At 54.9% G+C, this 15,970-nt stretch carries 13 protein-coding genes and 3 pseudogenes; 4 read left to right on the top strand and 12 right to left on the bottom strand.

Going from position 1 to position 15,970, the window contains the following annotated elements:
- Positions 1-132 precede the first annotated feature (132 nt).
- The gene (locus QSJ10_RS02135) at positions 133-261 is read left to right on the top strand and encodes a YfhE family protein (protein ID WP_080706560.1); all 129 of its coding nucleotides are present in this window, start codon (positions 133-135) and stop codon (positions 259-261) included.
- An 89-nt stretch (positions 262-350) separates the two neighbouring features.
- A complete protein-coding gene (locus QSJ10_RS02130; protein ID WP_033009876.1) occupies positions 351-536 on the top strand; it encodes a YfhD family protein in 186 nt (61 codons plus the stop codon).
- Between the two features lie 53 nt (positions 537-589).
- On the opposite strand, the gene QSJ10_RS02125 is transcribed toward QSJ10_RS02130, so the two are convergent.
- Positions 590-1,420 carry a glycosyltransferase family 8 protein gene (locus QSJ10_RS02125; protein WP_033016696.1) on the bottom strand — a complete coding sequence of 277 codons (831 nt, stop codon included), beginning with the start codon at positions 1,418-1,420 and terminating at the stop codon, positions 590-592.
- Between the two features lie 92 nt (positions 1,421-1,512).
- Here QSJ10_RS02125 and QSJ10_RS15520 point away from each other — a divergent pair.
- Positions 1,513-1,815 (top strand): annotated as a pseudogene (locus tag QSJ10_RS15520) (NTF2-like N-terminal transpeptidase domain-containing protein); the annotation flags it as partial.
- Positions 1,816-1,859: 44 nt separating this feature from the next.
- On the opposite strand, the pseudogene QSJ10_RS02115 reads toward QSJ10_RS15520, so the two are convergent.
- The 11 genes and pseudogenes from QSJ10_RS02115 to QSJ10_RS02065 all read right to left on the bottom strand — a co-directional run.
- Positions 1,860-2,003 (bottom strand): annotated as a pseudogene (locus QSJ10_RS02115) (DUF3870 domain-containing protein); the annotation flags it as partial.
- Positions 2,004-2,154: 151 nt separating this feature from the next.
- Entirely contained in the window at positions 2,155-4,779 is a 2,625-nt protein-coding gene (locus tag QSJ10_RS02110; protein ID WP_053532236.1) for a DUF2309 domain-containing protein, read from the bottom strand.
- Positions 4,772-6,274 (bottom strand): NADH dehydrogenase subunit 5, encoded by a 1,503-nt coding sequence (locus tag QSJ10_RS02105; protein ID WP_049625091.1) that lies wholly within the window; start codon positions 6,272-6,274, stop codon positions 4,772-4,774. The genes QSJ10_RS02110 and QSJ10_RS02105 overlap by 8 nt, the downstream gene beginning before the upstream one ends.
- A gap of 358 nt (positions 6,275-6,632) precedes the next feature.
- The gene (locus QSJ10_RS02100; protein ID WP_033016693.1) at positions 6,633-7,001 is read right to left on the bottom strand and encodes a Na-translocating system protein MpsC family protein; all 369 of its coding nucleotides are present in this window, start codon (positions 6,999-7,001) and stop codon (positions 6,633-6,635) included.
- A gap of 158 nt (positions 7,002-7,159) precedes the next feature.
- Entirely contained in the window at positions 7,160-8,866 is a 1,707-nt protein-coding gene (locus tag QSJ10_RS02095) for an ABC-ATPase domain-containing protein (protein ID WP_049625092.1), read from the bottom strand.
- A gap of 213 nt (positions 8,867-9,079) precedes the next feature.
- Positions 9,080-9,202 (bottom strand): diguanylate cyclase, encoded by a 123-nt coding sequence (locus QSJ10_RS02090; protein ID WP_230581391.1) that lies wholly within the window; start codon positions 9,200-9,202, stop codon positions 9,080-9,082.
- A gap of 221 nt (positions 9,203-9,423) precedes the next feature.
- Positions 9,424-9,684, bottom strand: a pseudogene (locus tag QSJ10_RS02085) (PAS domain-containing protein); the annotation flags it as partial.
- A 77-nt stretch (positions 9,685-9,761) separates the two neighbouring features.
- Positions 9,762-11,165, bottom strand: coding sequence for a 23S rRNA (uracil(1939)-C(5))-methyltransferase RlmD (gene rlmD, locus QSJ10_RS02080; protein ID WP_033016690.1), 1,404 nt, complete (start codon positions 11,163-11,165; stop codon positions 9,762-9,764).
- On the bottom strand, positions 11,162-12,028 hold the full coding sequence (locus tag QSJ10_RS02075) for a DNA-3-methyladenine glycosylase family protein (RefSeq protein WP_053532235.1): 867 nt from the start codon (positions 12,026-12,028) through the stop codon (positions 11,162-11,164). The genes rlmD and QSJ10_RS02075 overlap by 4 nt, the downstream gene beginning before the upstream one ends.
- Before the next feature lie 99 nt (positions 12,029-12,127).
- The gene (gene pdaA / locus QSJ10_RS02070) at positions 12,128-12,919 is read right to left on the bottom strand and encodes a delta-lactam-biosynthetic de-N-acetylase (RefSeq protein ID WP_049625096.1); all 792 of its coding nucleotides are present in this window, start codon (positions 12,917-12,919) and stop codon (positions 12,128-12,130) included.
- Between the two features lie 142 nt (positions 12,920-13,061).
- Positions 13,062-14,609, bottom strand: coding sequence for a fumarate hydratase (locus QSJ10_RS02065; protein ID WP_033013943.1), 1,548 nt, complete (start codon positions 14,607-14,609; stop codon positions 13,062-13,064).
- A 230-nt stretch (positions 14,610-14,839) separates the two neighbouring features.
- On the opposite strand from QSJ10_RS02065, the gene yfkAB reads away from it, so the two are divergent.
- Positions 14,840-15,964, top strand: coding sequence for a radical SAM/CxCxxxxC motif protein YfkAB (yfkAB, locus tag QSJ10_RS02060; RefSeq protein WP_033013942.1), 1,125 nt, complete (start codon positions 14,840-14,842; stop codon positions 15,962-15,964).
- Positions 15,965-15,970: the final 6 nt, after the last annotated feature.

Here is a 15,970-nt window from a genome sequence, read left to right as displayed (position 1 = left end):
CGGAAGGACGCATGACGATCGAAAAAGAGGCTGTCCGTTCGGACATCCTCTTTTATTTATATATGCATAAAAACGGCTGGCCTCGTCCAAAATGGAACTAAAGGCATATCATGCAAAGCGAGGGAACGAGCGATGGAGGAAAAACGAAAACGCGAAAAAGTGAAGCATACGTTGACAAGCGCCCAAGAAGTAAGTTATGCCCGCGATTTTAAAATGGCGGACCAAGCGGGCGGTTACACTGCCAAAAAAGCGCGCCATTAGAAATGATTGCTATTTATATGGCGGCGCCGTCCATGCCATGCTAATGAATGAATCGTACGATTCACACTTCTTTATAGGGGGCATGGACGATGGGCCGATCTCGCGGACAACGGACGCGCGACAAAAACAAGGCAACTTTGCCGCAGGTTCCCAAACAATTGAAATCTGACGGCATTGACGTCGAATATTCGGCGGAATTTGCCGACCATGAAGACCTCGAGGCGCAAGCGCGCGCGGCCGCTGCTGGCATCCGCCGGCAAGAGCGCAAACGGTAACGGAAAGAGGTGTCCTTTCAATGGGACACCTCTTTCCTGTGCAGACCGCACCGTTATGTCGCCGCCTCCCCCGCCGGTTCGAGCACTTGGCTGTATCGCCTGTAAAAGAGGCCGAGCTCCCCTTTGTAATTGTCTTTCCACGGTTTTTCTTTGCCGCAATAATGAATAAAGACGGTGTTTTCCTCGATCCACGCCAAATTATGTTTTGGGTTGGGCAACAGCTGCAAAAAATCGTAATAACGGGCATCATAGTTGTAACGGTAGCTATCGACCGGTTTGATTTTGTCCCAATACAGCCCGTTGAGCACATCTTGGTCAGGAAGGACAAGCTTAAACCGGTTGTCGCGGATAAACTGGTAAATGTCCGCGAGCCGGACGTGTTCGCGCATCGCCGCGATGTTCATCATCATGACGCCCGTGTTGAAATAACCTTTCGCGTTCGGCGTTTTCAAGCGAAGTTTGTTGAACAAATTGGCCACTTTGGTCGAATGCGTATGCTCGGCGGCGATAAACCAGTTCCCCTCAAAGTCCATCTCATACAGCTCATCGATCGGATTGATGGCGACAATGTCCGGATCCAAGTACAGCACCCGGTCGACATCGGGCGGCAAAAACAAATGCGCCGCCAGACGGTAATACATCTCCACCGTATAGTGGCGAAACACCGGAGCATCATGAAACAGCTGCGGGTCGACATAAATTGGCACCAGTTCATGCCCTTGCTTGCGAACGAAATCACTAAGCGCCCGGATCTCCTCCTCCGCAATGCGCGAATAAAGCAAATAAAATGTAAACGGGCGCCGGTTATTGCAAAATAACGAATACATAAGCACTTTCAGCGGTGGAAGATAATTGGCGTCTGCCGTCACTAAAATGCGGAACATGCATCATCACTTCCTTTGCGTCATCGTTTCCCCTTTCTCTACATTATATCTGAACGCAGGCAAATGTTGCCCCCTTTTGGCCTTGGACAGCAATGTTTTCCTATCATCCTTTTCGTTGGATCATATTTCCTGTCCATGATATAGTGGAAAGAGAACAGAAAAAGGGGGATTGGAAACATATGGGGAATGTTCGTTGGGTGTTGGCTCTCATTTCGTTTTTAGCAATCACACTTTTCTCCTGCAGCAAACCGCCATCGCCGCACGATGCATTAAAAACGTACACCTCCTACTGGACGAAACAGCAATTTGCGAAAATGTACGACATGCTCTCAGAAGAAACGAAAAAAACAGTCGGCAAAGAGCAATTTGTTGACCGCTATAAAAAAATTTACGGCGACATCCAGGTGTCTCACTTATCCGTTGCCCCAGTCCCTGTTCATTCAGTAGCCAGTGTGCATGATGCCTCCACGATCCCCCCGTACTTTTTATCAATTTCCGCCGTAATCGTCAGCGTATCGTAAAGGCTTTTGGCCGCCATTCCGGCCGGCAGCCGCGCATGGCCGGCGATAAACTGCGTTTTCATCCGCTTTCCCTCTTTCCTCGTCTTTCTTATTGCTGTTATACCAACTATTATCTTGTTTCGCGGCGTACATCTATTTTCCCTGCCTCGTTTGGCAGGCAGCAAAAAAAAGCCGCCCGCCAAGCAAACTCGGCAAGCGGCAAATCGTTGCTTTTTAGCGCTTCTGCCTTGATGCAAGACGGTCTGCCTCCCAGTTCACCCACGCCCCGCTGTCTGGGTCAATCGAGGCGAGACGGAGCCAACCGTTTTGCACTTTGCGACGAAACTCTTCATTTCTGTCGAGCAGCTGCTCGATATAATAGGACGGCGCTTCGATGATGACAAGCAACCGAAGAGGAGCATGAAACAGTTCGCGATCGGACGCGGCGACCGACTGCCATGGAAAGCCGGCTAACAAGTCGCTCCCGTTCCCTTGCATGACGCCGATGCCGCCGGTCACCGTCTGGGTCGTTTTATCGCCGCTCCCGTAGTAGTGCGGTGCGACTGTTGAAGCGTAATATTGCAAGTTAATCCATTGTCCGACGGTCGCCGGCCCGGCGATAATGCCGGCGAGCGCCTCACCGGTCGGATCTTCGCGCCAATCGTAGCTATGCAAAAACACCCGGCCGTCTAAGTCCTTTCCTTTTGTCAACTTGCGGCGGCCGATCAAGAACGCAGCGTTCCGGGCCAATCCCCATTCTGGACGGATCTCGCTCCAATCAATGGCGCGCCGTTGCGCTTCCGCCACCGGATCGCGCGGCGTCTGTCCGACATGGGGGAGCTTTGCCATCCGCTCAGCGTTCGCACGGCGGCTCGCTTCGCCAAGCGCCTGCTTCAGCTGTCGAAACGACGCCTCAGCCGCTGCGGACAACGGCGGCATATCAAGCCAGCGGACTTCATCGACGGTCGTAATATGTTCCGCAGCGACAAACACCGTTTCATCCGGAATGTTGATCCCTTCAGCCGCCAGTCCAGCGCGCACTTCCGGCAAGTTGGCCAACGCGGCGAATACGCGGGCGTTGAACGCCCCGGCCGCACCACCGCACGCCCCGCAATCGAGCGCCGAAGCGTACGGGTTGTTGGCCGTCTCGCTTTCATGGCCGCAAACAACCACAAGCGGAGCGAACGAAGACGTCAAGCCAATGTTGACGAGCAGCTGCTTCACGTATTGCACTTGTTCCTCGGTTGTAAAGCCGATCGGCAGTCCAGACGATTCATCCTTTCCATGGCGGTGGAGCGACAAGTCCGTCTTCGGCTTATGTTCGGCTGCCGCTTCCGCCTGGCGGACGACCCGGCCAGCCCAAGCCGGCGCGGCGCTGCGGGCGAAGGTATGAAGGCCGAGCCATGGTCCGCTCATTTCCGGAAGCAATAAGCCGGCCAACATATGCTGTTTGATCTTTTTAAACGTCTGGCCGACAAAGCGGAATGCATCGCGCCGGCGACGGTACGGACGCGCCGCTTCCAAAGCGGCGGTTTCGTTGATTTCATGCTGCGGCGCGACGATCGCCGGGCATGACGGGTGAGCGTCATCGCTGTCAAGTGCGCGCGTTTGAATCGGCAAGCCGAAAAAGCCGGCGCAGCCATACGTTTCAAACGGTCCGGCCGCTTCCAAATGGCGGCGGAACGGCTCGGAACGGACGTCGATGCAAAACAATAGCTGCGCTGCCGCCTTCTTCGTCTCATCCATCGGCTGATGCGCCAATACCACTTCTTTCAATTTCGCTTCATACGTATCTTCCCACGCTTCAAGCCAAAGATGACACCGGTCAATTCGCCAAAACCGATCGATAAACGCCAACCGGGCGCGCTGCTCTTTGCCGGACAGGTTCCGCCAGTCTTCCAGCGTCATCCCTCCCCAATGCAGCCAAGCGGCCAACAGTGAAAGAGCAGCGCCGATGTCCGCATGATCCTCCCGTTCAAGCGGCAAATATGGCGCCACAAGCGTCCATTCAAGCGACAGACGGACCGCCAAATAGTCAATCAATCCCCGCAATTCGTCGCCCGTCCGGCGCGACTGCCATACAACCATGCCAGCCCAGCCGGGCAACGCCAACAAATGCGCCTCCAAGTAAGCGGCGGTCTCTTCCTCCTGTACGCCAAGCTTCATCAACGCTTGACGCAGCGCCTCTTCCCCATCGTGCGGCCAATCGGCAAGCCGCTTCCGTTCCTCTTTCGAGAGCGCCGGGTCGGCGGCGATGAGCCGGCGCCATGCTCCGTAAAACCCCAGCTCACGATGTGGAAGCGCCCATGGCGCCGTGTTCGAACCATAAAACAGTTTGCACCATTTGACGGTTTGTTGGTCAAGGCGTTGGCTTACGCCGTGCAACGCGGCGCCCGCCGTCCGAACAGCCGCCGGACGCCATGCCGCCGCATGCGCCAGCTCCGCCAGTTCCGGCAGACGAAGCGCCTCGTTGGGCACCGTCTCATTCCAAAGGAGGGCGCGGCACGTTCGCTCTGCTTCTTGGCGCCGCACCGGGAGCGGCTTGTTGTCAAGCCAACGCTGCAGCCGCCGCTCGACGAATACAAGGTCAATCTCCCCTTTTGCCATCGCCGCATGGAAAACCGCCATCGGCGGATACAAATCAATTCCATGCGCCTGCTGCAGGCGGTCGGCTGCGTCGGAAAACGTCTGCTCTTCAAGCCCCATCCACGGATGGCGGGCGATAAAGGCGGAAATCGGCCAAAGCGGCGCAACCGCCTTTGCCGCTTCGCTGACAAGCATAGCAAGCGGGCGGGCTTCTGCGCCGGTGGGCTTCGATTCCCCCGTTAGCCGTTCAAGCGGCATTGCACTTTTACTCATGAGCCATTCCCTCCTTCAGATAGGATGCCAAATAACGGGGATGCGCCTCCATAGCCGCTGGGCGCGGCTCCCCGAGATGAACGAGATGCATATACACCCGAACGGCAAGCGCCGATGTGCGCCGGTTTGCCAGCCAGGCAGCGGTCAATGCCGCCATCGCAAACAAGACGCCTACTGTCCATTCAAACGCGGCAGGCGGCACAAAAACCGTCGCTTCCCCCTGGCCGAGCAGCGTCAAAAACTGATGGCGCACCGTTTCCGAACCAAACGCCAACACAGCCACCGCCGCCAGGCCCATCCAGCGGCCTTCGCGGAAATCGGCTAGCCGTCCCCAAGCGACCGCCGCCGAGGCCCCAAGCAAAAGTGCGCTCAGCAGGCGGGCCGGTTCATTCGGGGAAGCGAACCAAAAAGACACCCCAAGCAGCACGCCAAGGAGAAGACCTCCCTGCCATGACCCGCTTCCTCGTTGGAATCCCGGCCGGCCGATCCTCGGAACAACCGAACCGGACTGCAGAAAAAGCGTCGCTTTAAACAGCCCGTGCAGCACCAAATGCACAACCGCCGCCCCGTAGGCGCCGAGGGCGCATTGCACAAGCATAACTCCCATTTGCGCCATCGTGGACGCGACCAGCTGGCGTTTATAGTCCGCCTGCACCAAACTAATGCCCATACCAATCAAAATCGAGCAAAAGGAGATCACAAACAATGCGATATGCGCCCCCGTCCCGCTAAAGAGCGGGGAAAAGCGCCAAAGCAACAGCCCGCCGGCATTGACGAGCCCCGCATGCATCACCGCCGACACCGGCGTCGGCGTCACCGCCGATTCCATCAGCCAGCGATGGAACGGCCATTGTCCAGCCGGGATAATGGCGGCCAAAATAAGCAGTCCGTTCATCACCGCCCTCTCCCAGGCGTCTAGGCGGGCAAGGCGCTCCGCCGACAGCGCAGAAGCAAGCTGCCATTCGCCGGCCGCCGTTCCGAGCCAGACGGCAGCGATGACGACGGCCAGCCAACTCAGGCTGAACACGACCGCCATTTGCCGGGCGACAAACTGCGCCGGCCTCCATTCTTTTTTCAATGCCGTTAACGCCACAAGGCCCATCAATGGAAGCCCCCAGCAGACGGCAACGAGGCGCATGTCGCCGCTTGCCCATGTCAGAGAAGCGGCCGACACCGTCCACGTCAACAAGGAAAAATAGCGCCGGTAAGCGCGGTCGCCATGCAAATAGCGAACGGCAAACCGTTGAATCACCCAACTGAGAAGTGAAATATAGACGGCCACCAACCAACTGACCGCATCAAACCGCCACGGCCCGGCCTCTGCGTTGCCGGCGCCGATCCATCCGGCGGCAGCCGCCGCTCCCGGAAGAAGCAACAGCCAGACGTGCACATGCACATACCGCTCCGGCATGCGCGGATGCAGCCATGCGGCTGCGCTGATGAAAACGATGGCCACTGCGGCGAGCCATCCCCATATGAACCATTGTGCTGCCATCACATTCTCCTCCCCTCGTCCTTTGTCTTCGTTCGGGAGAAAAAAGAAAAAACCGGCTATGTCAATCAGGCAACGCGACCAAAAAGGCCGCACCATTGCCTATAGATTGCCCATAGCCGGTTTACCTTCAACCAATCGTGAGGCGATTGTTTGAAGATCTCCCGCTGTGCAACAGACACCGGTCGGTTTCCCTTCAACGAACTTACACTGGCGTAAGTTTTTTGAAGGGCTCCCGACATGCTGTCCTTTATGTTTATCCTATACTTACTATACAAAAGTTGTTTCAATTATACAATAACTTTATAAAAAAATGCCTTCTTCGTCCGGAACGCCGTTTTATGGCGATGCGGGCGAACATTTAGCCCGTCAGCTGTTTTTCTAAATCGTTGAACAGCTTAAAGACGATCACCCGCTCGCCCGTTCGGGTGCTTAAATCCGTATGGAAGCTCTTCACCTTCTCGCCGGTGATTTCAAAAATCATTTCTTTCAAGTCATCGACTCCAGACTCCACTAAACTCGTCCGCGACCGCTTCACCGATAACATTCCTTCTTTTGATTCGCAAAGCGCGTACTCGGCGGGCGTCAGGATGCCGTGCAACGAAACGATGATCATATCGCGCAAAATATCGGTTTTCACCGATACCGAACCGCGGCCAAGAAAATCTTTTTCCCATTTTGTCAATGCTTTGCTGATTTCCGATTCAATCGAACCTTTTGATTTGCCCATGCCTCGATCCCCCTTCAGCCAAACCGCGGCCTCCCCGCTGCCAGCCGTTTCATTGAACTGATAAACATAATTATAACGATAATCGAAAGGGGACGCTAGACAAAATCAACGGAAACGAAAAGCGAAAGCAGGTTCAATCCGCTTCCGCCCGCAATGGTTCAGCGTTGGCGGCAACGGAGCGTCCGCAGCCGATTGAGCGCCGCCGCCAGCTCGAATCGGCGCGGGCGGGCAAGTTCACCCGGATGCCCTTTTCGGAACGAAACGGAGCCCAAGCCTTGGCGATCCCATTGTTCTTCGATCGCATCGAGCAGTTGGCGGACGGTTTTCTTTCCGTCGAACCATCCTTTTCGTTCCATATACAGCAGCGCCGCGACAATCGCCCGCGTTTGGCTGTCATCGACCAGCTGCTCAAGCGCATAAAGCAATAGATCGGTTTGCCCGTACTGAATGACGTGCCGTCCGCGCGCGACCGCTTTTTCTTTTTTTCCTTTTTGGCTATTTAAACTCCCAGGCAGCGGAATGCGCTCATGAATGCAGCCGAACGACTCGCCGCCTTCCGCTTTCCGTCCCGACGGCATCTGCAAGGCGATTTGTTTTGCCTCTGCCGTCACATCAAACGGGACGTACTGCTCCATTTTGATCACGCAATCCGCGATATCCAAGTAATCCCCCAATCCGCCGACGACAAGAACGGTCGAAATGCCGTAATCGCGAAATAGTTGACGCGCCTTGTCGATATACGGCGTGATAGGTTCGGCATCTTTCACCACGAGCGCCTGCATGCGTCCATCTCGGATGAGCAAATTCGTCGCGCTCGTATCTTCATCAATCAAAAACGCCGATGCCCCAGCTTCAATCATTTCGATCATGCTCGCGGCCTGTGAGGTGCTGCCGCTCGCGTTTTCCGTCGAAAACTGTTTCGTCTCTTTTCCATACGGCAGCGTGCCAATGAGCGGGGAAATGTCAACACTGGCGACGCTCCGGCCGTCTTCGGCGCGAATTTTCACCGCCCCGCTGTCCGTGATGACAAACTCCCGCCCGTCGCCGGCGACATGATCATACACGCCGTGCTCTAGCGCCTGCAGCAGCGTCGATTTGCCGTGGTAGCCGCCACCGACAATCAGCGTAATCCCTTTGCGGATGCCCATGCCTTTGATCGGTTCAGCGCGATGCGGAACGGGGATCGCAATCTCCAGCTCTGGCGGACTTTGAAACGGCACCGCTCCACGTTGCAGCGGCTTGTCGCTCACTCCGCTCTCCCGCGGCAAAACCGCACCGTTCGCGACAAACGCCACCAATCCGTGTTCACGCAAATAGCGGCGAATGGCGTGCTGCTGATCGGCAAGCTCGACTGCCGCACGAATATCCTCCTCCCGAAGGCCGTACACCGCCCGCTCGATGACGGATGGAATTTGTTCGAAAAAGATGGCCTCGGCTTCTTTCGCCAAAATGCGACGCCCGTTCGCCGGCAACCCGACCGACAAACAGACAGTGACCGTCTCGTCTGTCACTTGCACTGCTGTCCGCTCGAGCACCTTCTGCTCCGGGGCATCGATCAAGACGAGCCCGCTTTTTCCCGATCCACGCGCCCGCAGCGGCCATTGCCGCAATTCATGATAGATGCGGCGCGCCAGCACATCTTCACAGCGGATGCGGCGCGGTTTCGTATTCATCCACTCCGCTGCCAACGCCGTTTTCGCCCGCGGTATGATCACGCGGACCTTGGACGGCTCAGCAAACGGATCGCCCTGCACGTGGTCAATCGCGAGCGTAAACAATGGAAACGAATACGTCCCTTCGATCGTTTTATACGCTTTATATCCCTTTTGATCAATGGATCGCAGCCGTTGTCTGAGCGTTTCCATGAAACCAGCTCCTTTTCCTCTTCATTCGTTGCCTCAACATACCCGAGTATGGCAAGACGACCTATATTGCCATTTTGAACTGTTCACTCATTGCATTGCAACAACGATCCAATCTCCGTTTCCGACACAGGTTGCCTCCAAAAATACCCTTGCCCTCCGTTGCACCCCATTTCCTTTAATATTTGATTTCGATAGCACGATGCAAATGGCTTTCTAATGTTTCAACACTTCGTCTCCCACCGAATGCCCAAATGAATCATTAATGTTTTTAAACCGCGCTAAATCAATAAAATAAACGGCCAGCAGTCGTTCCTCCTCTTTCGTCTCTTTCAGCAATTTATATAGATGCAACAAAGAAGTTTAACATATCCTTGACAGAAAAGTGGTTTGCCCATTTTCGACTGTCGAAGGCAAGCGTGTGGTTTGCCTCCGTCACGCCTTAGCGTGACGGAAGACCGAACAACGACTCGCTTTACAAGACCCGTTCATGGGTCTTTAATCGGCGTTGTTCGGTCACTCGACAGTCGGATGCAATGACCGGCAAAGACGAAAAATGTTAAAAAACGGCGATTGGGAAGGCCCGTCAAATCATCATGGTTGGCCATATATTTGATTTGCTCTTCATACTGTTTCAAACGGGTAATATCCGTTCGAATCGACACGTATTGATACGGCTTTCCTCGTTCATCCAAAAAGGGGACAATGGTAGACTGAACCCAGTAGTAACTCCCATCTTTCGCTTTATTTTTGATCTCTCTCCTCCATATCTTCCCTGTCCCGATGGTTTTCCACATATGTTTAAAAAATTCTCGGCTATGACAAACATCTTCCAATACTCAACTTTCTTTCTCGTGATGAACGGTTATGTTTTCAGTGGAACGAGTTTATTTTGTGTTTACAACTTTAATACTAATCGAGCTACACTTTCTACATGCGCCGTGTGCGGAAACATGTCGACCGGCTGGATGTAGTCGACGCGGTATTGGGCCGCCAAGGCGTCGAGGTCGCGGGCGAGGCTCGATGGGTTGCACGAGACGTAGACGACCGTTTTCGGACGGACGCCAAGGATCGTGTCAAGCAGCGCCCGGTCGCAGCCGACGCGGGGCGGGTCGACGATGATGACGTCCGGCTTCCAGCCTTCGTTCACCCATTTGGGCAGCCAGTATTCCGCTTTGCCGACGACGTAGTGCGTGTTCGTAAAGCCCTGTTTGTCCGCGTTTTTCTTGGCGTCTTCAATCGCTTCGGGGATCGTGTCCATGCCGCGCACTTCTTTCGCATCGCGGGCGAGCCACAGCCCGATCGTGCCGACGCCGCAGTAGGCGTCAACGATCCGCTCCGTTCCGGTGAGAGCGGCCGCTTTTTTCACTTCGTCGTACAGCTTGACCGTTTGGATCGGGTTAAGCTGGAAAAAGGCGCGCGCCGACAGTTCAAATGACAAGTCGCCGAGCGTTTCTTGAATGTACTCGTCGCCGGCGAGCACTTCGGTTTCGTTGCCAAAAATGAGCGACGTTTTTTCGCCGTTGATGTTTTGCACGATTGATTTCACTTCCGGAAGGCGGCGGCGAATTTCGTCAATGAGCAGCTGTTTGCGCGGAATGTCTTTTGTCGCTGTCACCAGCACAAGCTGGATGTCGCCCGTATGGAAGCCGACACGGACGACGATCGTCCGCACGACGCCCGTTCTCGTCCGCTCGTTGTAAATCGGGATGCGCAAGTCTTGCAAAATCGTTTTCACGATGTTCGTCACGCGCGTCGTTTGCGGATGCTGGATGCGGCATTCCGATAGGTCGACGAGTCGGTGGGAGTTGAGACCGTACAGCCCGGCGAGCACCTTCCCTCTTTTCATCCCGACTTGAAATTGGCTTTTGTTTCGGTATTGCCACGGGTCGGCCATGCCGATCGTCGGGCGGATGTCAAGTTTGTCGACATCGAGGCGGCGGGCGTGGCGGCGCAATGCTTGGATGACGATGTCGCGTTTGGCTTCAAGCTGCGCTTCGTACGATAAGTGCTGGAGCTGGCAGCCGCCGCACTGGTCATAGAGCGGGCATGGCGGCTTGATACGGTTTGGCGAGCGCTTGCGGATGCGCTTGATTTTCGCCTCGGCGTAGGTTGGATGGATGTCCGTCGCTTCGACGACGACTTCTTCCCCCGGCAACGCGCCGGGGACGAAGACGACTTGTTTTTGGAAATAGCCGACCCCTTCGCCGTTAATGCCGATCCGTTGAATGGTCACAGGAAATTGGTCGCCTTTTTTGATTTTGATGTTCGTTTGTTGCTTTGCCATATCGGTCCCTCTCATTCAATGCTTCGCCACAAATAAAGCGCCGCATAGCTGGCGTACGGTTTCCACCGCTCGCCGAGCGCCGCCATCTCTTTTGCGGTCGGCCGCTTCGGAAGCCCGAATTGTTTTTCAACCGCCCGCTGCAAGCCGATATCCGCCGGCGGGAAGACGTTTGGACGGCCAAGGCCGAAGAGGAGGAAGTTTTGCACCGTCCACGGGCCGATGCCGCGCACGGCCGTCAGCCGCTCCATCACCTCGCCGTCTTCCATCTGCTTAAGTTCATCAAGCCGCAGCTTTCCGTCAGCGATGAGACGCGACACATCGACGATATATTCCGCTTTCCGCCCGCTCAGCTGCAAGGCGCGCACATCCTCGTACGAACGGGCGGCCACTTCTTCCGGGCGCGGGTAAAACCAAACGCCATCCACTTCTGTTCCGAACGTTTTCACAAACCGCTCCGTCAGCCGATAGCCGACTTTGAGATGAAGTTGCTGATGGATCAAACATTTGATGAGGCAAAAATATAGATCAAAATCGAGCACAAGCGGCATTCCTTCATACTCGGCAAACAGCGGCGCCAGGTCAGTGCGGCGGAAATGCTCGTGAACGGGCCCGAGCGGCGTCCGCCATTGAAACAGATGCGAAATCCGCTCCATCACCTCGTCTTGCCGCTCGGGAAAAGGAGCTGAAACGACAAATCTCGGGTCATCTTTTGTGCCGACGCCTTCCACCGTTACGGGCACGAAACAGCCGTCGAGGGCGAGCGGCACGGTGATGCGCTGCCGTTCCCGATCCACGGCCAACAGCGGGTCGAGCGAAAGCCGCTCAAGGGCGTGGGCGAAATCGTACGGCGCCGGCACCGTCACTGTTTTTGTCCACATCGCATTCACCTGTTTCTTTCGTCCGTATCCTCATTATAACGAAAAACACCCGCTGAACCAAACGGCTCACGGGTGGGGCCATTTTTCAAACGAAACCGCTTATGGGCGAAACAGCCACGGATGGAGTCCCATCTTTTTCGCCATCAATTCATCTAAGCTGGCAAACGTATACCCTTGTTTTCGCAAGTCGTCGATCACCTTCGGCAGCGCGTCGGCGTTGTCTTTCGATACGGAGTGCAGCAACAAAATCGCGCCTGGGTGAATTTGTTTCATGATTTGGTCATAGGCATATTGCCAGCCGCGCTGACGGTCGGTTTGCCAGTCGACGAACGCCAGCGACCAAAAGACGTGGTAATAGCCGAGCTCGCGGGCGAGAGATAACGTCCGTTCGCTGAAAATGCCGCGCGGCGGGCGAAGGTACATCATCCCTTTTTGCCCGGTCAGCTCTTCTGTCTTTTCCTTGACTTTTTCGAACTCTTCGCGCACCCGCTCATCGCTGGCGGTCGTTAAATCGGGATGGTGCCACGAATGGTTGCCGATGATATGTCCTTCGGCAGCCATTCGTTTCACTAAATCAGGCGCGGTTTGCAAATAATGGCCGGTGACAAAAAAGGCGGCCGGCACATGTTTTTCTTTCAAGATGTCCAAAATTTGCACCGTATAGCCGTTTTCATAGCCGTTGTCAAACGTCAAGTAAATCGTTTTTTCACTCGTATCGCCTAAATAAAACGCGTCATATTTGGCAAGCAGCTCATCGAGCTCTTTTCCCGCCGACGGGGGCTCGTGGTTTTCGCTCCGCTTGAATCCCCAATGGATCGCTTGATTGCTTGCGGCAAACGCAGAAGCGGGAAAAAGCGCAATCGCTAAAACGAGAGAAATAAGCCATCTCATGCCTGGTTCCTCCTTGGCCGCCGTCTTTTCCTCTTTTTTATTGTTTTCGCCCTCAGCTGCTTTACGCACGCCATTTTTTGCAAAAAAAGACCCCAAAAGCGGATGCTTTTGGGGAGTCACGCTGCCAATCGTTTCTTCACGTTTATTTGAACACCGGTTCTTTGAATTGGGCCAGTTTTTCGAGCGATGACTTTTCAACGTCTTCATGCAAGCTGTTGCCGTGCGAGTCCATCGTAACGACGGCGGTGAAGTTTTCAACACGCAAATGCCACATGGCTTCTGGAATGCCAAATTCCATGAGATCCACGCCTTCGACTGATTTGATACAGTCCGCATAATATTGGGCCGCGCCGCCGATGGCGTTTAAGTACACGCCGCCGTGTTCTTTTAACGCTTGCAGCGTCTTTGCGCCCATGCCGCCTTTGCCGATGACAGCGCGGACGCCGAATTTTTTCATAATGTCGCCTTGATACGGCTCTTCGCGGATGCTGGTCGTCGGGCCGGCGGCTTTGGCGTGCCAGCGGCCGTCTTCGTCTTTTAGCATGACCGGGCCGCAATGGTAAATGATTTGCCCGTTCAAATCGACGGGGGCATCGTGATCCATCAAATATTTATGAATGGCGTCGCGGCCGGTGTAAATGACGCCGCTGATGCGGACGACGTCGCCGACGCGGAGCTTCCGCACTTGTTCTTCCGACAGCGGCGGAACGAGATCGATGACGCGCGCCTCTCCTTGTTCAAGCGCCGCGGCCGATTCCGCTTTTTCCAACTCTTTTGCAAAATCGACGTCTTCGCCGTCTTGGTACAGCCATTCGATGATCTCACCGGTGGCCGGATCGATTTTCACGCCCATGCGCCGAAACGCCCAGCAGTTGTAGGCGACGGAGACGAAGAAGCTCGCCGGGATGCGATGCATGACGCCGATTTTACAGCCAAGCAGCGTCGATTCGCCGCCAAAGCCCATCGTGCCGATGCCGAGCTTGTTGGCGTTTTCCATAATGTATTCTTCCAGCTGGCGCAATTCTTCAATCGGGTTGACGTCATCAACCGGACGGAACAGCTGTTCTTTGGCGAGCTCATAGCCGGATGAGCGGTCGCCGCCGATGCCGACGCCGATGAAGCCGGCGCTGCACCCTTGCCCTTGCGCCTGATACACCGCATGCAAAATGCATTTGCGGATGCCGTCCAAATCGCGGCCGGCGCGGCCGAGCCCTTCGAGTTCACACGGCAGGCTGTATTGGATGTTTTTGTTTTCACAGCCGCCGCCTTTTAAAATAAGGCGAACGTCAATGTAATCGTTTTCCCACTGTTCAAATTTAATGACCGGCACGCCTTCCCCTAAGTTATCGCCGCTGTTTTTGCCGGTGAGCGAATCGACCGAGTTCGGGCGCAGTTTGCCATTTTTCGTCGCTTCGACAATGGCAGCCCGGATCGCTTTTTTCATTTCGATTTGGTTGACGCCGACCGGCACTTTGATTTTAAACGTCGGCAAGCCCGTATCTTGGCAAATCGGCGATACGTTTTCGTCCGCCATTTGAATGTTGCCAACGATTGTATCCAATGCCATCGCCGCCCGCGTGCCGGCGTTTTCGCGCGCTTTCGCCCGAGCGATCGCTCGACGGACGTCCTTCGGCAGCTTCGTCGACGTCTCGACGATCAAGTCGTACATGCTTTGCTGGAACTTTTCCATTTGTCTAAACGCCCCTTCCCATGCTCATCGTGCATAGGCAGTTGTCCTTATCTTTTTCTATTATACTCCGTTTCTCGCTGTTATGTAAAAAATCTTTCTTTTCCATCTCATGATGGCTCCTTTCTCATCATACGAATGGGTAGAGGCAAAACAGCTAAAACGATTGACAAGGGCTGCTAAGGCGGCTAATAATGAAGGATGGAACTTTTTTATAGAGAGAGGAGAAAGCGATGCGTTCATTCGCCATGCCGGCCATTACGCCGGCGTACGATCCGTGGGAGGCGTACGTTGATCTAGAAGAGTATGGAAAGTTGGAACTGACGAACGTCGAGTTTACGACAACGACGCTTTGCAATATGCGCTGTGAACATTGCGCCGTCGGCTATACGTTGACAGCGAAAGATCCCGAGGCGCTGCCGCTTGAGTTGTTGCTCCGCCGGCTTGAAGAAATTCCGCATTTACGCTCATTAAGCATCACCGGCGGCGAGCCGATGCTGTCATTAAAATCGGTTGAACAATACGTCGTTCCGCTTCTCCGCTATGCACATGAGCGCGGGGTGCGAACGCAGCTGAATTCGAATTTGACGCTTGACTTGTCCCGCTACGAAAAAGTGATTCCGTATTTGGATGTGCTCCATATCTCCCACAACTGGGGGACAATCGACGATTTCATCGACGGTGGATTCGCTATGATGGAGCGAAAACCGACGCGCGCCCAACGCGAGAAATACTTCCAGCGCATGCTTGACAATGCAAAAGCGCTGGCCAATGCCGGCGTGATGGTATCGGCGGAAACGATGTTAAACAAACGGACCGTCCGCCATTTGGAAACGATCCATCGCCAAGTCGTTGAGGAAATGGGCTGCCGGCGCCATGAAATTCACCCGATGTACCCAAGCGATTTTGCCAGCGCCTTAGAGACGCTAAGTCTCGATGAGCTGCGCGCGGCGATCCACCATTTGCTTGACATTCGCGATGAAAACGTCTGGATGTTGTTTGGCACGCTGCCATTTTACCCGTGCAGCGACAATGAAGACGATCTTCGCCTATTAAAGCGGCTGTATGAAAGCAAAAACGTCACCGTCCGCAACGACCCTGACGGCCGTTCGCGGCTTAATGTCAACATTTTCACCGGCGATGTCATCGTCACCGATTTCGGCGATGAACCGCCGCTTGGCAACATCGTCCGCGATTCATTGCCGGATGTGTATAACCGATGGCGGCGCTCGAAACTCGCCAATGAACTTCTTTGCCGCTGCCCGGCCGCGCGCTGCTTAGGACCCAATTTGCTCGTCAAGCAGACGTATTACCGCGGCGTCGATTTTACAAAACGGGCGGCGCGCATCGCCCGATAAACAGCA

It is taken from the genome of Geobacillus stearothermophilus ATCC 12980, from assembly GCF_030369615.1.
Lineage (GTDB): Bacteria > Bacillota > Bacilli > Bacillales > Anoxybacillaceae > Geobacillus > Geobacillus stearothermophilus.
This window is presented reverse-complemented; position numbering and strand designations above follow the sequence as displayed.

Bases quoted from the DNA above. Each gene is read 5' to 3' on its own strand.
- QSJ10_RS02095 (WP_049625092.1), bottom strand. From the start codon at position 8,866: ATGGAAACGCTCAGACAACGGCTGCGATCCATTGATCAAAAGGGATAT.
- QSJ10_RS02075 (WP_053532235.1), bottom strand. From the start codon at position 12,028: ATGTGGACAAAAACAGTGACGGTGCCGGCGCCGTACGATTTCGCCCAC.
- QSJ10_RS02110 (WP_053532236.1), bottom strand. From the start codon at position 4,779: ATGAGTAAAAGTGCAATGCCGCTTGAACGGCTAACGGGGGAATCGAAG.
- QSJ10_RS02065 (WP_033013943.1), bottom strand. From the start codon at position 14,609: ATGGAAAAGTTCCAGCAAAGCATGTACGACTTGATCGTCGAGACGTCG.
- QSJ10_RS02130 (WP_033009876.1), top strand. From the start codon at position 351: ATGGGCCGATCTCGCGGACAACGGACGCGCGACAAAAACAAGGCAACT.
- yfkAB (WP_033013942.1), top strand. From the start codon at position 14,840: ATGCGTTCATTCGCCATGCCGGCCATTACGCCGGCGTACGATCCGTGG.
- QSJ10_RS02105 (WP_049625091.1), bottom strand. From the start codon at position 6,274: ATGGCAGCACAATGGTTCATATGGGGATGGCTCGCCGCAGTGGCCATC.
- pdaA (WP_049625096.1), bottom strand. From the start codon at position 12,919: ATGAGATGGCTTATTTCTCTCGTTTTAGCGATTGCGCTTTTTCCCGCT.
- QSJ10_RS02125 (WP_033016696.1), bottom strand. From the start codon at position 1,420: ATGTTCCGCATTTTAGTGACGGCAGACGCCAATTATCTTCCACCGCTG.
- QSJ10_RS02135 (WP_080706560.1), top strand. From the start codon at position 133: ATGGAGGAAAAACGAAAACGCGAAAAAGTGAAGCATACGTTGACAAGC.
- rlmD (WP_033016690.1), bottom strand. From the start codon at position 11,165: ATGAGAGGGACCGATATGGCAAAGCAACAAACGAACATCAAAATCAAA.
- QSJ10_RS02100 (WP_033016693.1), bottom strand. From the start codon at position 7,001: ATGGGCAAATCAAAAGGTTCGATTGAATCGGAAATCAGCAAAGCATTG.